This is a genomic window from Duganella sp. GW821-FHT07F09, assembly GCF_059418705.1.
The window spans coordinates 257,527-279,184 of record NZ_JBWKQJ010000007.1 but is presented as its reverse complement, the minus strand read 5'-3'; the positions used below and the strand labels follow the sequence as shown (position 1 = coordinate 279,184).

General features: G+C 63.7%; 17 protein-coding genes. 10 read left to right on the top strand and 7 right to left on the bottom strand.

Annotation, left to right across the window (positions count from 1 at the left end; all coding sequences use genetic code 11):
• Positions 1-77 precede the first annotated feature (77 nt).
• Complete coding sequence (locus AC07P1_RS20070; protein ID WP_494697469.1) at positions 78-1,103, top strand: aldo/keto reductase; 1,026 nt, start codon at positions 78-80, stop codon at positions 1,101-1,103.
• On the opposite strand, the gene AC07P1_RS20065 is transcribed toward AC07P1_RS20070, so the two are convergent.
• From AC07P1_RS20065 to AC07P1_RS20050, 4 genes are all read right to left on the bottom strand, one after another.
• Positions 1,104-3,191 (bottom strand): TonB-dependent receptor, encoded by a 2,088-nt coding sequence (locus tag AC07P1_RS20065; RefSeq protein ID WP_494697468.1) that lies wholly within the window; start codon positions 3,189-3,191, stop codon positions 1,104-1,106.
• Positions 3,133-3,639, bottom strand: a complete 507-nt coding sequence (locus AC07P1_RS20060) for a DUF6702 family protein (protein WP_494697467.1) — start codon at positions 3,637-3,639, stop codon at positions 3,133-3,135. Before AC07P1_RS20060 ends, AC07P1_RS20065 begins: the two co-directional genes overlap by 59 nt.
• Entirely contained in the window at positions 3,636-6,020 is a 2,385-nt protein-coding gene (locus AC07P1_RS20055) for a M1 family metallopeptidase (RefSeq protein WP_494697466.1), read from the bottom strand. The genes AC07P1_RS20060 and AC07P1_RS20055 overlap by 4 nt, the downstream gene beginning before the upstream one ends.
• Positions 6,021-6,164: 144 nt before the next feature.
• Positions 6,165-7,697, bottom strand: a complete 1,533-nt coding sequence (locus tag AC07P1_RS20050; protein ID WP_494697465.1) for a carboxylesterase/lipase family protein — start codon at positions 7,695-7,697, stop codon at positions 6,165-6,167.
• A gap of 166 nt (positions 7,698-7,863) precedes the next feature.
• Between AC07P1_RS20050 and AC07P1_RS20045 the strand changes: the two genes are divergently transcribed.
• Positions 7,864-8,232, top strand: coding sequence for a response regulator (locus AC07P1_RS20045; protein WP_494697464.1), 369 nt, complete (start codon positions 7,864-7,866; stop codon positions 8,230-8,232).
• A 61-nt stretch (positions 8,233-8,293) separates the two neighbouring features.
• Here AC07P1_RS20045 and AC07P1_RS20040 read toward each other — a convergent pair whose 3' ends face one another.
• Positions 8,294-9,967 (bottom strand): alkaline phosphatase family protein, encoded by a 1,674-nt coding sequence (locus AC07P1_RS20040; protein WP_494697463.1) that lies wholly within the window; start codon positions 9,965-9,967, stop codon positions 8,294-8,296.
• A 105-nt stretch (positions 9,968-10,072) separates the two neighbouring features.
• On the bottom strand, positions 10,073-10,987 hold the full coding sequence (locus tag AC07P1_RS20035; RefSeq protein ID WP_494697462.1) for a LysR substrate-binding domain-containing protein: 915 nt from the start codon (positions 10,985-10,987) through the stop codon (positions 10,073-10,075).
• A 113-nt stretch (positions 10,988-11,100) separates the two neighbouring features.
• Here AC07P1_RS20035 and AC07P1_RS20030 point away from each other — a divergent pair, with 113 nt between their 5' ends.
• The 8 genes from AC07P1_RS20030 (at position 11,101) to pcaD (ending at position 18,033) form a co-directional block, all read left to right on the top strand.
• On the top strand, positions 11,101-12,210 hold the full coding sequence (locus AC07P1_RS20030; RefSeq protein WP_494697461.1) for a muconate/chloromuconate family cycloisomerase: 1,110 nt from the start codon (positions 11,101-11,103) through the stop codon (positions 12,208-12,210).
• Positions 12,211-12,339: 129 nt separating this feature from the next.
• Entirely contained in the window at positions 12,340-12,630 is a 291-nt protein-coding gene (gene catC / locus AC07P1_RS20025) for a muconolactone Delta-isomerase (protein WP_494697460.1), read from the top strand.
• A gap of 30 nt (positions 12,631-12,660) precedes the next feature.
• Entirely contained in the window at positions 12,661-13,581 is a 921-nt protein-coding gene (gene catA / locus AC07P1_RS20020) for a catechol 1,2-dioxygenase (RefSeq protein ID WP_494697459.1), read from the top strand.
• Positions 13,582-13,595: 14 nt separating this feature from the next.
• Positions 13,596-14,966, top strand: a complete 1,371-nt coding sequence (gene benA, locus AC07P1_RS20015; protein ID WP_494697458.1) for a benzoate 1,2-dioxygenase large subunit — start codon at positions 13,596-13,598, stop codon at positions 14,964-14,966.
• Positions 14,963-15,442 carry a benzoate 1,2-dioxygenase small subunit gene (benB, locus tag AC07P1_RS20010; RefSeq protein ID WP_494697457.1) on the top strand — a complete coding sequence of 160 codons (480 nt, stop codon included), beginning with the start codon at positions 14,963-14,965 and terminating at the stop codon, positions 15,440-15,442. Before benA ends, benB begins: the two co-directional genes overlap by 4 nt.
• A gap of 15 nt (positions 15,443-15,457) precedes the next feature.
• Positions 15,458-16,483, top strand: a complete 1,026-nt coding sequence (benC, locus tag AC07P1_RS20005; protein WP_494697456.1) for a benzoate 1,2-dioxygenase electron transfer component BenC — start codon at positions 15,458-15,460, stop codon at positions 16,481-16,483.
• Positions 16,480-17,265: a 1,6-dihydroxycyclohexa-2,4-diene-1-carboxylate dehydrogenase gene (locus tag AC07P1_RS20000; protein ID WP_494697455.1), complete on the top strand. Its 786-nt coding sequence runs from the start codon at positions 16,480-16,482 to the stop codon at positions 17,263-17,265. Before benC ends, AC07P1_RS20000 begins: the two co-directional genes overlap by 4 nt.
• 3 nt (positions 17,266-17,268) lie before the next feature.
• Entirely contained in the window at positions 17,269-18,033 is a 765-nt protein-coding gene (pcaD, locus tag AC07P1_RS19995) for a 3-oxoadipate enol-lactonase (protein ID WP_494697454.1), read from the top strand.
• A 3-nt stretch (positions 18,034-18,036) separates the two neighbouring features.
• On the opposite strand, the gene AC07P1_RS19990 is transcribed toward pcaD, so the two are convergent.
• Positions 18,037-21,633, bottom strand: a complete 3,597-nt coding sequence (locus AC07P1_RS19990) for a pectinesterase family protein (RefSeq protein ID WP_494697453.1) — start codon at positions 21,631-21,633, stop codon at positions 18,037-18,039.
• Between the last annotated feature and the right edge of the window lie 25 nt (positions 21,634-21,658).

Below are 21,658 nucleotides of genomic sequence, written 5' to 3'. Positions count from 1 at the left end.
ATTACGCTACGCTAATCCGCCCTACGTGTTTTTTTTGTACGGGCTACAATCGAGAACCAATGTTCTGGAGGGTAGCCATGAATCACAATCGTTTGGGAAAATCAGGTTTGCGCGTGCCGGAGCTCAGTTTTGGCACGGCGACTTTTGGAGGGGGCAACGACTTCTTCAAAGCCTGGGGCAGCACCGATGCCGGCGGGGCCACGCGCCTGATCGATGTGTGCCTTGAACACGGCGTATCGATGTTCGACACCGCCGACGTCTATTCCGATGGCCTGGCCGAGGAAGTGCTGGGCCAAGCCATCAAGGGCAAGCGCAACCGCCTGCTCATCTCCACCAAAGTCACGTTCCCCACCAGCGACGGCGCCAACGATTTCGGCTCCTCGCGCCAGCATCTGATCGATTCCGTCGACAACTGCCTGCGGCGCCTGGGCGTCGAGCATATCGACCTGCTGCAGCTGCACGGCCAGGACAACAACACCCCGGTCGAAGAGACGCTGTCCACCCTGGACCAGCTGGTCCGCGAAGGCAAGGTGCGGTATATCGGCGGCTCCAATTTCTCCGGCTGGCACATGATGAAATCGCTGGCGGTGTCGGACCGCTACGGCTATCCGCGCCACGTCGCGCACCAGATCTATTACTCGCTGTTGAACCGCGACTACGAATGGGAGCTGATGCCGTTGGCCGAGGACCAGGGCGTCGGCGCGATGGTCTGGAGCCCGCTGGGCTGGGGCAAGTTGACCGGGAAGATCCGGCGCGGACAGCCGGCCAGGCCGGGCACCCGCGCGCATGACATCGCCGGCACCGGCCCGCATTTCGAGGAAGAGCGCCTGTTCCGCATTGTCGACGCGCTGGACGTGGTGGCCGAACAAACCGGCAAGACGGTGCCGCAGGTGGCGCTGAACTGGCTGCTGGGGAAGAAGACCATCTCCAGCGTCATCATCGGCGCCCGCGACGAGCAGCAATTGATCGATAATATCGGCGCCACCGGCTGGCGTTTGAGCGCGGAGCAGAACGCGTTGCTGGAAGCGGCCAGCGAGGTCTCGCCGGCCTATCCGGTGTGGCATCAGCGCGGGTTCCCGATGCTGAACGAACGCGCGGGCTGATTAGAACGTCTTGATCAGTGTCGCCCGCAGCGAGCGCGATTCGATGGGGTGGAAGTGGATGTCGGTCACCGGCTCCGCTTCGCCCTTCAACTGCGAGGCGTAGTAGTAGTCGATGGCGGAATCGCGGCGGTTGGTCAGGTTGAACGCCTCCAGTTCCAGCGACAGGTCCTTGCCGATCTTCCAGCGTATTCGGCCGTTCAGGGTCATGCTGGAATTGGAACGTACGCTGTTGTCCTCGACGAGGGGGCGCGGGCCGAAGTAGCGCAGCTTCAGCGAGCCGGAAAACGGCCCGCCATCGTCCACCGTCACCGCCAGCTGGCCGGTGCCTTCGATCGCTCCGGCGATGCGGTTGCCTTCCGGCGCGTCGCCGCGCGTGCGCGCCCGCGCATAGGCCAAATCCAGATCGACCGACAGCCATTTCAGCGGCTTGTAGTAGTTCGAGAATTCCACGCCGTAGCGGCGGCTCGGCGGACCCGCCTCGGTGGTGCCGGCGTCGCCGACAAAGGTCAGCTCGGAATCGAAATCCAGGCGGTAGAACGACAGCGACGATTGCAGGCCTGGCAGCCAGGTGCTGCGCGCGCCCAGTTCCATGCCGCGCGAACGCACCAGCGGGGAGACCTTGCCGGTGGCCAGTCCGGTTTTCGGATCGATGGTGATCGTGGTGCCGCGTGCGTCGTTGCTGTGGAAGCCAGTGCCGATATTGGCGTACAGCTCGGCCGTTTTCCACGGCCCGTAGATCACGCTCAGGCTGGGGCTGACCAAGTGGTCGTTCGCGGTGCCGGAATTGGCCGCCAGGTCGCTGGAGACATCGAAGCGGTAGCCATCGATGCGCGCGCCGGCCACCGTGCGCCACGCATCGTCCCAGCGCGTGCTGTTCTCGACAAACAGCCCGGCGCTGGACTCGACGATATGGTCCTGGCGCGTGGTGGAAACGCGTTGGCGCGCCTGCGTGTTATACAAACCGTTGAAGATGTTATCGTTTTGCAGTTGCAGGCCGATGGTGGTCTCGCTGTTCCAGCCGTCGCCGTGCTGGTGCCAGCTGTGGCTCGCATTCAGGCCGCTGGTGACGCGAGTGTCCGGCTGCGCGAACTGGTCGCCGCGAATCGGATCGTCCATGAAGTAGGTGAAGTTGGAGAACAGATCCAGCTGGTTCGCGATGACGTAGGCGTTGATCTTGGAGGAGCTGTCCGGCGTCGTGCGGCGCCACGCGCCCGAGAGGCTGTAGCGGTGTGCCTCGCCGCCGTCGGTGGGATCGATGGCGCCGTAGCGGCCGATTTGGCCATCCCGCACCGCGCGCAGCGGAATCTGGTCTGTGGCGTTCCAGTCCGCGCGGTAGGCCATCAGGCTGACATTGAAGCCGTTGTTGGCATAGCCTTCGCTGTAGCGCAGCACCGCGTTGACCTTTTGGTAGTTATCCGGGTTTTCATACGGGCCGTCGTTGTGCAGCACTTCCAGCGCGTACAGCAGGCTGCCGCGCGGCAGTTCGACGGAGTCGGCGAGCAGCGCGCGGCCATAGCCGTTCTGCCCGGCCGACACGCTTGCCAGGCCTTGCGTCAGCCGATTGGCGTACACCACGGAAGCCGTGCCGGCGGAGGCGAAGTCGCCTTCCTCGGCGGAGTAGGGGCCTTTTTTGTAATCGAGCCGCACCGCCAGCTCCGGTATCAGGAAATTGAGATCGGTCCAACCCTGGCCGTGCGCGTGGCTGCGCTGGTTGACCGGCATGTCGTCGACCGTGGTGCGCAGGTCGGTGCCGTGGTCCAGATTGAAGCCGCGCAGGTAGAACTGATTAGCCTTGCCTTCGCCGCTATGCTGGCTGACGATCAGGCCCGGCATCGCTTCCAGCAGTTCGCCGGGACGGTAGACGGTGCGCGCGGCCAGCTCCTTTTGCGACACGCTACCCGAGCTGGCGGCATCGGCCAGGCCAAGCTGGTTGGCGCGCGAGCCGTCGATGGTCACTCTTTGCAGCAGGTCGTCGGCGTGGACGGGGGCGTGGAAGGCGACCGCCGCCAACGCCAGGGGGATGAGCCGCTTAACGGGCGGTTTGATCGATGCTGTCTTGATCGAAAATGAGGGTTTGGATGGCGCCATCTGTCTGCAGGTTCACTGTGTTCTTTTGCGAAGGCAGGAAGTCTATCAGCAGGGCGTTGTGAATGCGAGTGCCGGGTTTGAGTTTCGTGCCGGCGATCTCCTGGAAGATGACGACGCTGTCGGCGTCGGCCTTCACGCCCACCCATTGCAGCGGCAGGCGTTTGTTATCCGGACCGGCGAGCTGGAACTGCTTTTCGACGTAGCGGCGCAGCGGCTGTTCGCTGTCCGCCTGGCCCAGGTCGAAACTACGGCCGTACAGATTGGCGAGCAAGGTGGAGACATCGTGCGACGTGTACGTATGCACGATCTCCGTGTTACCGGTGCGGTCGTTGTAGCTGATATCGGCTATGCCCATGTGAAAATTATGGGCGCCGGCCGCCGTGCTGGCGAATGCCAGCACCAGCATCAGCACAGTAGCTGCCAACGAGCGTAAGGCGCGTTGCGTCATTCGCCAGCCGCGTCCTTGTTGCCGGTCTCTTTGCCCGACTTGTCGTCCTTGCCCTTGAGCGGCGTATTAAAGTCGCGCATCAAGTTATTGCGGTCACGTTCGGTCTTGAACAACTCCACGCGCGATTGCGTCAGCTTGCGCGGCCAGGCGTTGTTGCTGGTGTCGATATCGGCGGTTTCCCAATACGGGTCCTGCACCAGGCCGACCATCGGCTCGTCGGTGACGATCAACTTGGTGATCTTCTTCGGTGAGAAGCGCCATACTTCGGCCGGAACGCGCTCGATGTACTTCTTGCCGCTCTTGAGTTCAATCTCCAGCACCAGCGGCATCACCAGGCCGCCGATGTTCGAGAAGTCCACCAGATACAGGTGCTTGCCTTGGTCCAGCAGCTTCTTCTCCCACGGCTCCAGCTTCTCGATCTCCTCGGCGTAGCTGTTGCGGTCCTTGTTGGTGACGGTGAATTCGTCATGCTCGTTGTAGAAGTCCTTCAGCTCCGGATGGCTATCCAGGCGCTTGGGCATGGCCTTGTTCAACTGCTGCGACACCGAAATAGGCTCCGCCTCTTTCTGCGCCTTTTTCCAGGCTTTTTCCTTTTCCGGATCCTTGGTGCTCACGCCATATTCGCTGATGCCGTCGACGCTGATGTCGACCGCGTCGGTGGTGTAGAACCAGCCGCGCCAGAACCAGTCAAGGTCGGTGCCGGAGGCGTCTTCCATCGTGCGGAAGAAATCGGCCGGAGTGGGGCGCTTGAACTTCCAGCGGTTGGCGTACTCCTTGAAGGCATAGTCGAACAGCTCACGCCCAAGGATGGTCTCGCGCAGGATGTTGAGCGCGGTGGCCGGCTTGGCGTAGGCGTTGTTCCCGAACTGGAGCAGCGACTCCGAGTTGGTCATGATCGGCACCTGGTTCTGGCTGCGCATGTAGTCGACGATGTTGCGCGGTTCGCCGCGGCGCGACGGGTAGTTCTGCTCCCACGCCTGCTCGGCCAGATACTGCACGAAGGTGTTCAGGCCTTCATCCATCCAGGTCCACTGGCGTTCGTCCGAGTTGATGATCATCGGGTAGTAGTTGTGGCCCACTTCGTGGATGATCACGCCGATCAGGCCATACTTGGTCTGCTGCGACCAGGTCAGCGCGCCGGTCTTCTTGTCCTTGGTCGGACGCGGACCGTTGAACGAGATCATCGGGTATTCCATGCCGCCCACCGGGCCGTTGACCGAGATCGCCGCAGGGTAGGGATAGTCGAAGCTGTACTTGTTGTACTGCTCGATGGTATGGATGATGGCCTGGGTGCTGTATTGGCCCCACAGCGGATTGCCTTCCTTAGGATAGTACGACATCGCCATCACATTGGTGCCGTCCTTCTTGTAGCCCTGCGCGTCCCAGATGAACTTGCGGCTCGATGCCCAGGCGAAGTCGCGCACGTTGGCGGCCTTGTAGTGCCAGGTCTTGGTGGCGGTGCTGACCGACTTCTCGGCCTTCTCCGCTTCCTCCTGGGTGACGATGAGCACCGGCTTGGTGGCGGTCTTCGCCTTGGCCAGGCGGTCGCGCTGCGCCGCGCTCAGTACCTCGCCGGGATTTTGCAGGTCGCCGGTGGAGGCGACCACGTGATCGGCCGGGACGGTCAACTGCACGTCGTAGTCGCCGAATTCCAGCGTGAACTCCCCGGCGCCGAGGAACTGCTTGTGCTGCCAACCCGTCACGTCGTAGTAGGCTGCCATGCGCGGGAACCATTGGGCGATCTCGAACAGGTCGTTCTTGTCTTCCTCGAAGCTCTCGTAGCCGGAACGCCCGCCCAACACCTTCTGCTCGTTGATGTTGTAGGACCAGTCGATATTGAAGGCGTAGCTCTGGCCGGGCTTCAATGGCGTCGGCAGATCGATGCGCATCATCGTGCGGTTGATCACGTACTTCAGCGGCTGGCCGCCGGCGCTCACGCTCTTGATCTTGAAACCGCCGTCGAAGTCGCGGCCCGCCAGCACGCCGCGCAGGCCTTCGAACTTGTAGCTGTCGTCCGGCGTCGGCGGCTTGGTCCACGCCTCGCGTGACGGCTGCGTCAACATCATGCGCGCGTCGGAGTCTTTTTTGTAGATGTTCTGGTCCAGCTGCACCCACAGGTAGCTGAGCGTATCGGGGGACTTGTTGTGGTAGCGGATTTGCTCGCTGCCGGTGAGCGAACGTTTGGCTTCGTCCAGCGTGGCGCGGATGGTGTAGTCCGCGCGCTGCTGCCAGTAGGCGGCGCCGGGGGCGCCGGAGGCGGTGCGGTAGGTGTTGGCGGTGGGTAGAACCTCGTCCAACTGGCGGAACTTGTCATCGAAGGGTTCCGCCGCAAATGCGGACACCGTAAAGCAAATGGCGACGAAGCCGAATGTTTTGCGCATATTCTGTGTTCCTGATCTTTGTCAGAAGAAAAGGAACTAGTGTATAGCAAGTTTTCAAAGTATCACCGGCAGATACAATAAAATACAATCGATGCTACGGTTTATATTGTTTACGTAAACCGTGCTCGCCGCCGCCTGTTTTGGTCAGTGTTTTTTTTGCATCTGGGCGTCCTGGAACTGGAAGCGGGCGTCGTCGTTGGCGGTGACGGCGCGCGAGGTCGCGTCCAGGTGCATCAGGCGGGAACCCGCGCCGCTGCTGGCCTGCGGCCATTCCGGCAGGCCGGCGCCATTCGGATTGCCGGTCTTGATGAAGTTGGCGAAGTAGCCTTGCATCACGCTCGACAGCGCGCGGTCTTCGTCGGCCCATGCATACACTTTATTCAGGTTCAGGTTACCCATGGCGTATTCGATTTCGGCCGAGTGGGCGGCGCCCTGGTCGCCGGGACGCGGGCGGCTGTAGTAATAACGATACACCGGCTTGCCGCTGGTGCGCGCGTGCGTATCGATCCACTTCCAGGTGCCGTAGTTGATGAAGCGGTCACTTGCCAGCGCGGTTGCCGCTTGGGCGACGTCGCCGCTGTAGGCCTGCTGCGCGGCCGCCGCCTGGTCGCCGTAGAGTTTTTGCAGTGCGGCGGCGAAGTTCGCGGTCGTCGGCTCGCTATCGCCCAGGATCTGCTTGTAGTGGCCCTCGTGCGAATTCCAGCCGGCCAGCAGCGGTATGCGCGCCTGTTTGCCGTCGGCATACATGGAGGTGGGAATATTCGGCAGCACATAGCCGTCTTGCACCGCGAAGAACCATGTTCCCGGTTTTTTTGTCGCATCCAGCAGCTGCTGTGCGGGCATGGCGCGCAAGGCTGCCAGCGTCGGCGCGCCTGCCGATTCCGCAAAGGCGGCGCCAATCTTCTCGGCCATCGCCAGCGGTTGCGGCGCCGCGCCAAGCAGGGCGCCGCTCTCGCCGATGGCGCCGGCGATCAAATCCTTGGCCATCGGATTGATCATCTGCGCGCTGACCGAGAACGAGCCGGCCGATTCGCCGGCGATGGTCACGCGCGACGGGTCGCCGCCGAAGGCCGCGATATTATCCTTCACCCATTTCAGCGCCGCCGCCTGGTCCATCAAGCCGTAATTGCCCGATGCCTTGTTCGGCGATTCCGCAGTCAGTTCAGGATGCGCCAGGAAGCCGAACACGTTGAGACGGTAGTTGACGGTCAAGGTGACGATGCCTTTGGCGGCCATGCTCTCGCCGTCATAGCGGGGCTCGGAGCCGTCGCCGGTGGCGAAACCGCCGCCGTAGAAGTACACCAGCACCGGCAGCTTATCTTTCGCGGATTTGGCCGGTGTCCAGACGTTCAGGTACAGGCAGTCCTCGCCCATGCCGTCGGCGCGGAACACCATGTCGCTATACAGCGGCAGCTGCATGCCGCGCGGGCCGAAGTGGTCGGCCTTGCGCACGCCTTTCCACTTCTGCGCCGGCTGCGGCGCCTTCCAGCGCAAATCGCCCACCGGAGGCGCGGCGAACGGGATGCCTTTATAGGATGCCACGCCGGAGGCCTCCAGCGTGCCTTGCACCACGCCGGTGGCGGTGGTGGCGCGCGGCGCGCTGGCCGCCGCGGCGTAGGCTGTGAGGGAAGAGGTGAAAACGCCGGAGGCGATCAGCAGCAAACCGAATTTATTCATGTCTTTTTTTGCCAAAAAGGAAGGAGTGGCAACTATAGCTGGAAGCCCTTCCATTGGCGACCGATTTTCGATTTCGCGGCCGTTCGGTCAGGGTGCGATAGCGAACATACATTGCGTATAGGCATTGCTAGCATGGCTCATCGAACTCATCAATAACGAGGCAAACATGGCAAACGCAAATCAAGTACTGGTCGTCGACGACAATATCGATGTGGTGGAGTCGTTATCGGCGCTGCTGCAGTGCCACGGCTATGAGACGTCGGCCGCGCACAATGGTTACGAGGCGTGCGACTCGGTGCGCGATGCGATGCCGAAGGCGATCATCATGGATCTTGGGATGCCGTGGATGGATGGCTACGGCGCGGTGCGGGCGATACGCCGCATGCCCGGGACGCAGGCCTTGCCGATCATCGCGTTGAGCGGTTCGGCCGACAGCGAGTCGGCGCGCAAGGCTGTTGCGGCCGGGTTCACCCACCATTTTTCGAAACCGCTCAATTTCGAGCATTTGAATCAGTATTTGGCCAGCTTAAACTAAGGTAGAGACACGTAGGGCGGATTAGCCGGAACGGCGTAATCCGCCACGAGCCGCCTGCGGCTTAACGCAGGGTTTCGGTCAGCACGCGGCCTTCGGCGCCGGCTGGCGGACGCACGCGCAGGATGTTGGCCAGGGTCGGCGCGATGTCGACCACTTCCGCGTACTGGCCGTAATTACCCGGCTTGACCCAGCGCTTACCCATGATCAGCAGCGGCACATTGGTGTCATACGCGTACGGCGAACCGTGCGTGGTGCCGGTGTCGCCGTAGCCGAAGTACCAGTATGGCTTGGTGACCACGATCAAATCGCCCGACGCCTCGCGGTTCCACGCGCGGCGCATCAATGTCGCCATGCGCGTGCCTTGCACCGCGCCGCTTTCGAACTGCGTGCGGGTAAAGACGTCGGCGATGCCTTTTTGCTGCAGCAGGAATTGCGCGGCGGCGTTTTCCACTTCCTCGCGTCGCAGGCCGCTCTTGTCGATCTGCGCGTAGTCCAGGTGCACGCTAGGCAGCGACCACACGGTCAGCAGCTTGGCGCCGCCGAATTTATCCGACAGATGCTTGCCCAGATCCTTCATCAGTTGATCGCCCTTGATGCGCTGCGCATCCAGATGACGCGACTGCGAGAATTCGGCCGTGTTGGCGAATCCGTGGTCGGCCGTGAGCACCACCAGCACATTGTCCATGCCCACCCGCTTGTCCAGATAGGTGAAGAACTGCGCCAGCATGCGGTCGACCCGCTGCAAATGGTCGTGCGACAGTTTGCTCTCCGGGCCGAAGGCGTGGTTCACATAATCGTGCGCCGACAGGCTCACCCCCAGCAGATCCGGCACGCCGGCCGGATTGCGGCCGAGGTTTTCGCCCTCGATCGCGGCCTGCGCGAAGTCCAGCGTCAGCTGGTCGAGGAACGGACCGGTTTTCAGGTTGTTGTAGTAGCCGGCGTCGATCTGGCCGCTCTCGCTGTAGTAGGTGTAGGGCAGGCGGTTGTGGCCACCTGGCTTGGCCGGAGTCAGTTCCTCGCTGGCGTCGCCGGCGTACGCCGCTTCCGGCAGCAGCGGCGTCCACGCCTTGCCGTAGTAGCGGTCCTGCGGCTTGGTCGCCTGGTACGCCTGCACCCAGGCCGGGTGCGACTTCATATAGAAGGTGCTGCTGGCGAAATTGCCGGTTTGTTCCATGTACATGTACGCGGTGCCGGTTTTACCCGCCAGCAGAATCGCGCCGCGATCCTTGCCCGAGACGGCGACGACCTTGCTGCGGTCACCGGTTGCGTAGCGCAACTGGTCTCCCAGCGTATCGACCCGCAGCCTGGTCGGCGCGGTGCCGTCGCTTGGATCGGTGTGCTCGCCGATGTAGGTGTAGTTGGTGTCTTCGGTGCAGTAGACCGATTTTTTGGTGACGGGGTCGATCCAGTTGTTGCCGACGATGCCGTGGACGTAGGGGTAGGCGCCGGTCAGCACGGCGCTGTGGCCGATCGCGGTGACGGTCACGCCGTGCGCCTGGTGCGCGTTGCTGAACGAGGCACCCTGGTCCAGCAGACGGCGGAAGCCGCCCTCGCCGAATTGGTCGCGGTAGCGCTGCACCTGTTCATTCGGCAGCCCGTCCACCACCAGCACCACGACCAGCTTGGGCTGGGCGGCGTTGGTGGCCTTGGCGGCCGGCGCGGCGATGGCGCCGGCGTGCAGGGCGAAACAGGTGGTCGCGATCGCGAGTACGGGCAGGGACAGTTTCTTCGTCATGTTGGTTCGTCTTGTGAGGGAAGTTAGCTAAACCGCATAGTTATCATGCGCCCCGGTATGCTACATGATTCTTGTGACTATGACATGACAGGATTGATGGCCAGGTTATAGCGATTCCCGTATATACGAGATGCCGCACCGGTCGTAGACGTCGTAAATTGTATTGAGCATATTGCGCAACTCCTCCGAGGTGTCCATTTTGCGGACGCTGAACATCACCGGAGACACCGCGTGGCGGTCGGTGAGGGCGCGGTAGGCGACGTTGTTACGCTTCATGCCCTGCACGCTGTCCGGCACCACGGCCACGCCTTCGCCGGCGGCGACCAAGCCGATGGCGATCTGCAGTTCGCGCACCTCCATGATCTTGTGCGGCAGGATGGACCTTTCGTTGAAAACCCCCAGCACCTGGTCGGCGAAGCTGGGGCGCGGCGCCTTGGGATAGACGATCAGCGTTTCCATCAGCAGGTCCACCAGGCTGAGAGGGGTTTCCGACAGCGCCAGCGGATGCCCGGCCGGCAGCGCCACGATCAGCCTCTCCTCGCGCAGCACGATGCGGCGGATATTCGGGTCTTCGCTCTTGACCCGGCCGAAGCCGACGTCGATGATCCCTTCCTTCAGCGCCTTCAACTGCTGCATCGTCGTCATCTCGTGGAAGGTCACTTCCACCGTCGGGTACTGCTCGCGGAAGTGCCGCACGATGTCCGGCAGCAGGCCGTACAAGGTCGATGCGACGAAGCCCATCGACAGCGTGCGGTCGATCTTGCCGACCCGCTGCGTCATGGTTTTGAGCTCGGCCGCCTTGGCCAGCAGTTCCTGCGCGTGGGCATGGAAGAAGGTCCCGGCCTCGGTCAGGCGCAACGGACGCGATCCCTTTTCGATCAGTTCCACCCCCAGCTCCTCTTCCAGCTGCTGGATTTGCCGGCTTAGCGGAGGCTGGGCGATGAACAGGCGCTTGGCCGCCCGCGTGAAGTTCTTTTCTTCGGCGACGGCGACGAAATAGCGCAGGTGGCGTAGCTCCATGGACAACCCTCTTTAATACCTGTTGGGTATGGAGATCATACCAACTCAGTGTTGGACGCCCCCGTTTGAACGGCATATTGTGTACTTATTCCGACTCATTATACAAATTAAATATGATCCAGAGCATAGAAGTCATCCTTGCCGACGTGCCGACGATACGCCCGCACAAGCTGTCGGTGGCGACGATGAACACGCAAACGCTGGTGCTGGTCCGGGTGCGCTGCGCCGATGGCGTCGAGGGCTGGGGCGAGGGCACCACCATCGGCGGCCTGAATTACGGCGAGGAGAGCCCGGAGAGCATCAAGGTCAATATCGACACCCACATCGCGCCACTGCTGATCGGCATGGAAGCGAGCCAGGTGGCGAAGGCGATGGCGAAGATCCGCAAGGTCATCCAGGGCAACCGCTTCGCCAAATGCGCGATCGAGACCGCATTGCTGGACGCGCAGGCGCGCCGGCTCGGCATCCCGCTCAGCGAATTGCTGGGTGGCCGGGTGCGCGACGCATTGCCGGTGGCCTGGACCCTGGCCAGCGGCGACACCGCCAGGGACATCGCCGAGGCGCAGATGATGCTGGAGTTGAGGCGTCACCGCATCTTCAAGCTGAAGATCGGCGCGCGCGCCGTCAGGGAAGACGTGGCCCACGTACTGGCGATCAAAAAGGCCCTGGGCGACGCGGTCAGCGTGCGGGTCGACGTCAACATGGCCTGGAGCGAGCTGGAAGCGGTGGAGGGGATAGCCGCGCTGGAGGCGGGCGGCGTGGATCTGATCGAGCAGCCGGTGAGGGCGGAAAACGTCGCCGCGATGGCGCGGCTGGCGCAGCGGTATGCGGTGGCGGTGATGGCCGACGAGGCTCTGCAGGGTCCGCACGATGCGCTGGCGCTGGCCAATGCGGGAGCGGCCGATGTTTTCGCGGTCAAGATCGCGCAGTCGGGCGGTTTGATTCCGGCGGCGCAGGTCGCGGCGGTGGCGCAGTTGTCGGGCATCGCGCTGTACGGCGGGACGATGCTGGAAGGTGCCATCGGCACGGCCGCCTCGGCGCATCTGTTCTCGACGTTTGGCGATCTGTCGGCCGGCACCGAGTTGTTTGGACCGCTGCTGTTGACGGAGGAATTGCTGCGCACCCCGCTGGTGTACAAGGATTTTATGTTGCAGGTGCCGACCGGCCCCGGGTTGGGCGTGGAGATCGACACCGACAAGCTAGAACGCTTGCGCCGCAAGTGATCACGTAGGGCTGATTAGCCGGAACGGCGTAATCGGCCATTGATGAGCCGCCGACGGAGCATGCATGGCCGATTACGCTGCGCTAATCCGCCCTACGTGCCTACGTCTTGAATTTTAGAGGAGACAAATATGCTGTTCCACGTCCGTATGGATGTCCAACTGCCACCGGCCATGCCGGCGGCGCAAGCGGACGAGCTGAAAAAGACCGAACGCGAACTGGCGCAGAGCCTTCAGCGCAGCGGTAAATGGCGCCATCTTTGGCGCATCGCCGGGCGGTACGCCAACGTCAGCATGTTCGACGTCGACAGCGTCGACGAGTTGCACGCGCTACTGACCTCGCTGCCGCTGTTCCCGTATATGCAAATCGAAGTAACGCCCATGTGCCGCCATCCATCCTCGATCCGCGACACCGACGCCTGAATCATCTGATCACACAACAAGGAGACTAGCATGACCCATAACGAAATCGACACCCTGGTAAAAAGCTGGATCATCGACACCGCCAGCGGCCCGGTCAACCCGCGCGTGCAGCAGGTGGTGTTCGGCCTGGTGAGCGCGCTGTGCAAAACCATCGAAGACCTGGACATCCAGGCCACCGAATTCTGGAGCGGCCTGGAATACCTGCGCGAATCGGCCGTGCGCAACGAGCTTGGCCTGCTGGCGCCGGGCCTGGGACTGGAACGCTTCCTCGATATCCGCGCCGACGAAGCCGAAGCGAGGGCCGGACTGGCCGGCGGCACGCCGCGCACTATCGAAGGCCCGCTGTACGTGGCCGGCGCGCCGGAAAGCAAAGGCTTCGCACGCCTCGACGACGGCACCGAAAGCGACAAGGCCGAAGTCCTGTTCATGCAGGGCACCGTGCGCGACGAGCAGGGCAAGCCGGTCGCCGGCGCCAAGGTCGAAGTCTGGCACTGTAACCTGATGGGCGGCTACTCGTTCTTCGACCAGACGCAATCGCCCTTCAATCTTCGCCGCACCATCATCGCCGATGGCGAGGGCCGTTACCAGTTCCGCAGTATCCTGCCGGTCGGCTACAGCTGCCCGCCGGACGGCACCACCCAGCGCCTGCTCGATCAACTGGGCCGTCACGGCCACCGTCCCGCGCATATCCACTTCTTCATCAGCGCGGAGGGCCAGCGCAAGCTGACCACCCAAATCAATATCGACGGCGACGAGTTCCTGTGGGACGATTTTGCCTTCGCCAGCCGCGAGGGCCTGGTGCCTGCCGTGCGCAAGGTGACCGAGCCGGCCGCCATCGCGGCCAAGGGGCTGGATCAGCCGTATTCCGAAATCGACTTCGATTTCCGCCTGTACGCCGAACGCCAGCAGGCACCGGCGGCCGAAGTGCAGCGCGTGCGCGTCGCCGCCTGAGGGGAGATGCGATCATGATCCCGATTCACGTCGAGAAGAAGGCCGGGCCGAAGAACCTGGATAACTACCTGGTCGAAGACCACGAAAAGGGCGATTACCGCTTGCATCGCAGCGCCTTCACCGATCCCGAGCTGTTCGAACTGGAGATGAAGCATATCTTCGAGGGCAACTGGATCTACCTGGCCCACGAAAGCCAGATCCCGAACAACAACGATTACTACACGACGCACATCGGCCGCCAGCCGGTGTTCATCGCGCGCAATCGCCAGGGCGAGCTCAATGCCTTCATCAACGCCTGCACCCACCGTGGCGCGCAGCTGTGCCGCCACAAGCGCGGCAACAAGGCCACCTACACCTGCCCGTTCCACGGCTGGACCTTCAACAACAGCGGCAAGCTGCTGAAAGTGAAGGACCCGGAAGGCGCAGGCTATCCGGACTGCTTCAACAAGGAAGGCTCGCACGACCTGAAGAAGGTCGCGCGTTTCGAGAGCTACAAGGGCTTCCTGTTCGGCAGCCTGAATGACGACGTGCTGCCGCTGGCCGAGTTCCTGGGCGAGGCGGGCAAGATCATCGACATGATTGTCAACCAGTCGGCGGACGGGCTGGAAGTGTTGCGCGGTTCATCCACCTACACCTTCGAGGGCAACTGGAAGCTGCAGGCCGAGAATGGCGCCGACGGCTATCACGTCTCGGCGGTGCACTGGAACTATGCGGCCACCACCAACCGCCGCAAGGACCTGAACGAAGTCCGGCCGGACAATATCCGCGCCATGGACGCCGGCAACTGGGGCAAGCAGGGCGGCGGCTTCTATGCGTTCGATCATGGCCACCTGCTGTTGTGGACCCAGTGGGCCAATCCGCAGGACCGGCCCAACTATCCGAAACGCGCCGAATACGCCGAGCAGTTCGGCGGTGCGACGGCCGACTGGATGATCGAGCGCTCGCGCAATCTGTGCCTATACCCGAATGTGTACCTGATGGACCAATTCGGCTCGCAAATCCGCCTGCTGCGTCCTATTGCGGTCGACAAGACGGAGGTGACGATCTACTGCATCGCGCCGAAGGGCGAATCGGACGAGGCGCGCGCACGGCGCATCCGCCAGTACGAGGACTTCTTCAACGTCAGCGGCATGGCCACGCCGGATGATCTGGAGGAGTTCCGCGCCTGCCAGCAAGGCTACAACGGCCGCGCGCTGGAATGGAACGATATGTGCCGGGGCTCGACGCACTGGGTACAGGGCGCCGACGCGGCGGCCAGGGAAATCGGCCTGGCGCCCGTCATGAGCGGCGTCAAGACCGAGGACGAGGGCCTGTACACGATCCAGCACCGTTATTGGCTGGACGTGATGAAAAAGGCGATCAAGGCCGAAGGAGAGGCGGCATGATCGACCAAATCAGCGCCTTCCTCTACAAGGAAAGCCGTCTGCTGGACGACAAGCAGTGGGACGATTGGCTGGAGTGCTACCACCCGGACGCGCAGTTCTGGATGCCGGCGTGGGACGACGACGATGAACTGGTCAGCGACCCCCAGCGCGAAATCTCGCTGATCTACTATCCGACCCGCCAGGGCTTGGAGGACCGCGTGTTCCGCATCAAGACCGAGCGCTCCAGCGCGACGATGCCGGACACCCGCACCAGCCACAATATCGCCAACGTGGAGATCGAGTCCTGCGAAGATGGCCGCTACACGGTGCGCTTCAACTGGCACACGCTGAGCCATCGTTACAAGACGGACTTCAGCTACTTCGGCATGTCGCGCTACGTCATCGATTTTTCCGGTGGGCGCCCGCTGATACTCAACAAATATGTGGTGCTCAAGAACGATTACATCAACCAGGTGATCGACATCTACCACTTATAACACCAGGAGACGACGATGAGCTACAACATCGCCTTGCAGTTCGAGGACGGGGTGACCCGCTTCATTTCATGCAACGAGAATGAAAAGCTGGCCGATGCGGCCTACCGGCAGAAGGTCAATATTCCGCTCGATTGCCGTGACGGCGCCTGCGGCACCTGCCGTGGCTTCTGCGAATCGGGCCGCTACGACATGCCGGAATCGAGCTACATCGAGGACGCGCTGGAGCCGGAAGACGCGGCCAAGGGCCACGTGCTGGCGTGCCAGATGAAGCCGACGTCGGACTGCGTGGTGCGGATTCCAGCCACGTCGGCCGCCTGCAAGACGGGCGTGTCGCGCTACACCGGCAACCTCGGTGAAGTGAGGCAGCTATCCAGCACCACCATCGGCTTCTCGATTGAACTCGATGCGGCGGCCAGCCTGGACTTCCTGTCCGGCCAATACGTCAATGTCGACGTGCCGGGCACCACGCTGACGCGCTCCTATTCCTTCAGCTCCCCGCCGGGCGGCAGGCAGGTCGATTTCGTCGTCCGCAATGTGCCGAACGGCCGTATGAGCGAGTTCCTGTCGCGCCAGGCCACGGCAGGGCAGACCATCAGCTTCTCGGGCCCGTATGGCAGCTTCTATCTGAGAGAGGTGGCGCGACCCTTGCTGCTGCTGGCCGGCGGCACCGGCATCGCGCCGTTCCTGTCGATGCTGGCGGTGCTGGCGGCGTCCGGCTTCACCCAGCCGGTGCGCATGGTGTTCGGCGTGACCAACGATGTGGACCTGGTCGGGCTGGAGGCGCTCGAACGCATCGCCGCAGCGCATCCCCAGTTCAGCTACCGCACCTGCGTGGCGGCGGGGGAAAGCGCGCATCCGCGCAAAGGCTACGTTACGCAGCATGTGGATGAGGATTGGCTCAATGGCGGCGATGTCGATGTCTACCTGTGCGGACCCGTGCCGATGGTCGACGCGGTCAAGCGCTGGCTGGGCGAGTGCGGGGTGACACCGGCGAACTTCTACTTCGAGAAGTTCTCGGCCAGCAGCGAGGTGGCGGCATGACGCGCGCGCGACGTTTCGAAGGCCGCACGGTGATCGTCACCGGCGCGGCGCAAGGCATCGGGCGCGGCGTGGCGCTGGCGTTGGCGCGGGAGGGCGCACAACTGGTGCTGGCCGACCGTTCGCAACTGATCGAAGAGGTGCTGGCCGAGGTGCGCGCGGACGGTGAGAAGGCGATTGCAGTCAACGTCGACCTGGAAACGTGGGATGGCGCGGAAAACATGGTCGCCGCCGCGCTGGCGGCGTTTGGCGCGGTCGATGTGTTGATCAACAATGTGGGCGGCACCATCTGGGCCAAGCCGTTCCAGGAATACGCGCCCGAGCAAATCGAGGCAGAGATCCGCCGCTCGCTGTTTCCGACGATGTGGTCGTGCCGCGCCGCGTTGCCGCATATGGTGGAGCGGCAGCGGGGCGCCATCGTCAACGTGTCGTCGATCGCCACCACCGGCATCTATCGCGTGCCTTACTCCGCCTCCAAGGGCGGCGTCAACGCGATGACGGCCGCGCTGGCGATGGAGCACGCGCGGGATGGCATTCGCGTGAACGCGGTGGCGACCGGCGGCACGGAGGCGCCGCCGCGCAAGGTGCCGCGCAATCCGCAGCCTTTGAGCGAACAGGAACAGCGCTGGTACCAGGGCATCGTCGACCAGACCATCGCCAGCAGCTGGATGCATCGCTATGGCAGCATCGCCGAGCAGGTCAACGCCATCCTGTTCCTGGCGTCGGATGAAGCGTCGTACATCACCGGCACGGTGTTGCCGGTCGGTGGCGGCGACCAAGGGTAGCCCATGCCGGTCGCAAATGGAATTCACTACGAAACCGAGGGCTCGCCAGGCCTGCCGGCGCTGATCTTCTCCAATTCCCTCGGCACGACTTTGGAGATGTGGGACACGCAGGCGCGCGAATTCGGCAAGAACTATCACGTGATCCGCTACGACACGCGCGGACACGGCCGCTCGTCCAGTCCCGCCGGCCCGTACACGCTGGCGCAGCTGGGCGGCGACGTGCTGGCGCTGATGGACTATCTGAGCATCAGCCATGCGCACTTTTGCGGGCTCTCGATGGGCGGCTTGACCGCGCAGTGGCTCGGTGTGTACGCGTATGACAGGATGGACAAACTGGTGATCGCCAATTCCGCCGCGCGCGTCGGCACGGCGGATGGCTGGGGACAGCGCGCACGGACGGCGCGCGAAGATGGATTGGCCTGCATCGCCGACGGCGCGGCCGGCCGCTGGTTCACGCCGGATTTTGCTGCCCGCGAACCGGAGCGGGTGGCGGCGCTGGTCGAAACCATGCGGCAGGGGAGCGCGGACGGCTACGCGGCCTGCTGCGACGCATTGGCTGCCGCCGACCTGCGTGAGCAAATCCATACGATACCCAATGCGGCGCTGATCATCGCCGGATCGCAAGACCCGGTGACGACCACAATTGACGCGGCCTTCATGCAGCAAAAGATAAAGGACGCGGCCACCGTCACGCTGGCCGCGTCCCATATCTCGAACATCGAAGCGCCCGAAGCCTTCAACCAGGCGCTTGCGGCGTTTCTTCGTTAGCTATCAAGGTTGCGGGTCCCAACCCGCGCCGCCGTTCCAGGCCGAGAACACCAGCGCGCGGTTGGCGAAACCGGCGGCGACATCCGAGGCGCTCAGTTGGAAGCCGCCCACGCGCGCCGCCAGGTTGAGCGGATCGCCGCCCAAGGTGGTGCTGCCGTACTCGCGCCACCCGCTGGCGGCCGTCGGCACGACCGGATTCGGCGCCGGCTGGCCGTTGACGCCAGCGCCGGCCCAACCGGCTGCGGCGACATGGCTGTCCATCTTCGTGTTGATGAAGGCGATGTTGTCCCACGTGGTGGTGCCGCCAGGACTGCGCGCCAGCCAGGTGGCGCCGTCCGGCACGTCGCCGTGCAGCGGGCCCGGGCCGGGTCCGTGTGTCAGGCTGCTGTTGAGGAAGACGAAACCCTTGTCCGTGGCGTTGGGCACGCGCGCCTGCAGGATGTAGCCGCCGCCGGTGGTGCTGGTGGTGTCGCCGACGGAGCGGATCTCGCTTTCCTCGAACAGGGCCGCGCGGCTGCCGCCCCAGATGAAGTCCACATTGCCCGCCACCAGGCTGCGGTAGAACCAGGCGTAGCCCTTCAGGTTCAACGTATCCTGCTCGCTGAAGAAGGCGGCGTTCTTCGCCACCAGCCGGCCGCTGTCGTTGTTGAAGTAGATCGTCTCCGCCTGCGCCGAGATGGCGCTGGAACGCAGCGTCGTGTTGCGCAGCGTGAGCGTGTCGATGGTCAGCATGTCCGCCGCTTCCACCAGCATCACAGAACGGCCGCCGGAGGTCGCCGAGCTGTCGGGCGACTGGCTGCCGCCGGTGCCGCTATTCAGGCTGTCGTAGTTGGTGTACTGGATGACGGCGCCGTCGCGGCTTTCGCCTACGATGGTGACGTTGTTCTTGCCCCGCAGGTAAAGCAGTTCCGTGTACGTGCCGTTGCGCACGGTGATGGTCAGCGGATCGTTGGCCGCCACGTCCTTCATGGCGTAATTGAGCGCCGCCTGCACGGTGCTGAAGTCGGCGTCGTCGGCCCCGCCCACGGTCACGCTGGCGCTGCCCGGCGCCGGTCCCGCCGCGCGGGTGGTGAACGACCAGTCGCCCAGTTTGCCGATGCCGACGAACGGTATGCCGCCCAGCGAGGCGCCGGTGAACACGCCGTTGGAGATGGCGACATAGTATTCCGTGCCGTATTCCAGCTTGTTGCTGTGCGGTTTGATGGTCACCGTGTTGCCGTTGATGGTGATCGGCGTGGTGTTGACCTTCCGGATCGTCGCCTGGCCGGTGTAACCCAGCATATCGGTCTCGCCGGACAGGCGGATGACATCGACCAGCGCGTCGTCGGCCTTGCGGAAGATGCGGATGCTGCCGCCCGCGCCCAGCGTCGGCGGGCTGTCGAAGGTCAGTTTGAGCGCGGAATCGACGTGGGCCGAGGGCGCGGCGGCGGCCGGTTGCGTGGCGCCGTTCAACGGGTAGGCTTGCGACGGCTGCACGAACCGGGGACTGATGGTGGCCGCGATGGTCCGCTGCAGCGTGGGATCCGAGCCGCTGGTAACGGTGATGGTCGCGGTGCCCGCACCGACCGGCGTGATGGTCAGCAAGCCGCCGCTGGTGGCGACGGCGGCCACGCCCGGTTTGCTGGAAACCGCAGTAAAGGAGTCCGCCCCGCCATCCGGCTTGACGGCGTTGACGTTGACGGTCAGCGGCGTGTCGCCCACTTCGGCGATGTAGTTCAGCGACGCCGGATTGAGCGTCAGTTGCGATGGTTTGAGCGATGGATCGCCGATGCGCACGTCGTCGATCTGGAACGACTTGTTGGTGGTGTACAAGCCGACCAGGCCGCGCTCCGCGAACGAGGCGTCGGTGACGGTGCCCAGCGCTTCGCCGTCCAGGTAGACCGTCAGCGAAGTGCCGATCATCTCGAAGCGCACCGTGTAGAACTGCGCATCCATCGCGATCGGCTTGCGCACCTGTTTGGGACGGGACAAGGTGGCGTTGAGCATGCGGGCGATTTCCACCTGCGTGGTGGCGGTGCTGTTCTGCACATTCAAGCCGCCGCCATACCAGTTGGCCGTGTCCTTGTAGCGGGTGATCAGATACAGCTGCTTGTTGCCGGTGGTGCTGTTGGTCATCGGCTTGATGCGCGCCTCGACGTAGTAGTCCGCCGATGGCACGGCGCCCAGCGCGGCCGGCTTGAGCAGCGCCAGCACGCCGCCGGTCGATGCGGCGGTGTACTGCATCACCAGATTGGTCGCGCCGACGCTTTCCGCCTTGACGCTAAAGCTGCCGTTGGCGCCCGCGACCGGCAACAGGTTCCAGTTTGCGGTGCCGCCGTTCTGGAAGTCGTCGCAGAAGTAAAGGCCCGACGGCGGGCAGTTCAGGGTGACGGTGGCGTCGGGCGTGACGTCGCCGCTGCCGCTGATGGCGGTCGACAGCTTGCCGCCGCCGGCCTGCGCCAGCGCGTTGGCCTTGACCAGCGCCAGCGGACGCGCCGCATATGCATACGGCGCCGTGAAGGCGACGCCGTTCGGCACCGAGCAGCCGGCAAGTGCTGCGCCGTTGAGCGCCGATCCGCTGTCCTTGAAGGCGCCGGGGACGGTGCCGCCTATCGGTTCGATGACGTCGTCGCAGCGAACCGGCTGAGTCCCGGGCGCGGCGGCGCCGGCGATGTCGAACACGTTGTTATGCGACAGGATCTGCGACGCGTGGCCCACGCCGATCGAGTATTCGTGCGGGTAGACCGGATTCGCCTTGCTGCCGACGAAGTAGTTGTTGAACATGTGGATCTGGCCGTAGCGCACACGCGGCGCGCGGCTGACGATGTCGCGGAAGACGTTGTTGCTAAAGCTGATGCGCAGTTTGCCTGTATCCGCGCTGTCGCCGTCGCTGGAGCCGACCAGGTTGTTTTTACGGTGCTGGCCGAAGACGTTGTACGACACCGTCACGAAGTCCGACGCCTTGGTGATGTCGACCGCGCCGTCGTGGCACTGCTTGATCTGGCCATTCTCGATCGGCAGCTTGTCGTCGGTCATGGCGCCGTCGGTGAAGGTGTTGTGATCGATCCAGACGTGATCCGAGGTGGTCACGCCGATGGCGTCGAAGGCCGCATTCCAGTTGCCAAGCGCGCCGTCGTTCGGGTCCCAGACAGGACCGACATCGCAGGGGTTGACGATCTTCAGGTTGCGCACGATGACCTGGGAGACGCCGGCGACGACGATATGGCCGTTGACGATGCCGGCGCCGGCGCCTTCGCCGATCAGGGTGGTGTTGCTGGGCAGGCGTATCAGCCCCCGGCTGGCCTGGTCGCCGGTGTTCGCGAACGGAACGCCTTCGCTCATGTCGATGGTGCCGCGCAGCTTGACGATCTTGGGATTGGCGGCGCCGCGCCGCAGCGCTGCCAGCAGCTCGGCGCGATTGGTGGCGGTGTAGATCTGCGACGGGATCGCGGCGGAACCGCCGATGGTGCCGCCGGCCTGGCCGGCGAAGCCGTCGGCCGGCGCCGTTTGCAGCGCGGGATCGATGGCGGCTGCGCCGGCGGCGGTGGCGGCCATCAGCGACAGCAGGACGGGCAGTGAACAGGACAGGCGTAACGCGGCCCTGAAGCGAGTCAGTTTCATGTCAAGCTCCTAGTCTGGACGGGCG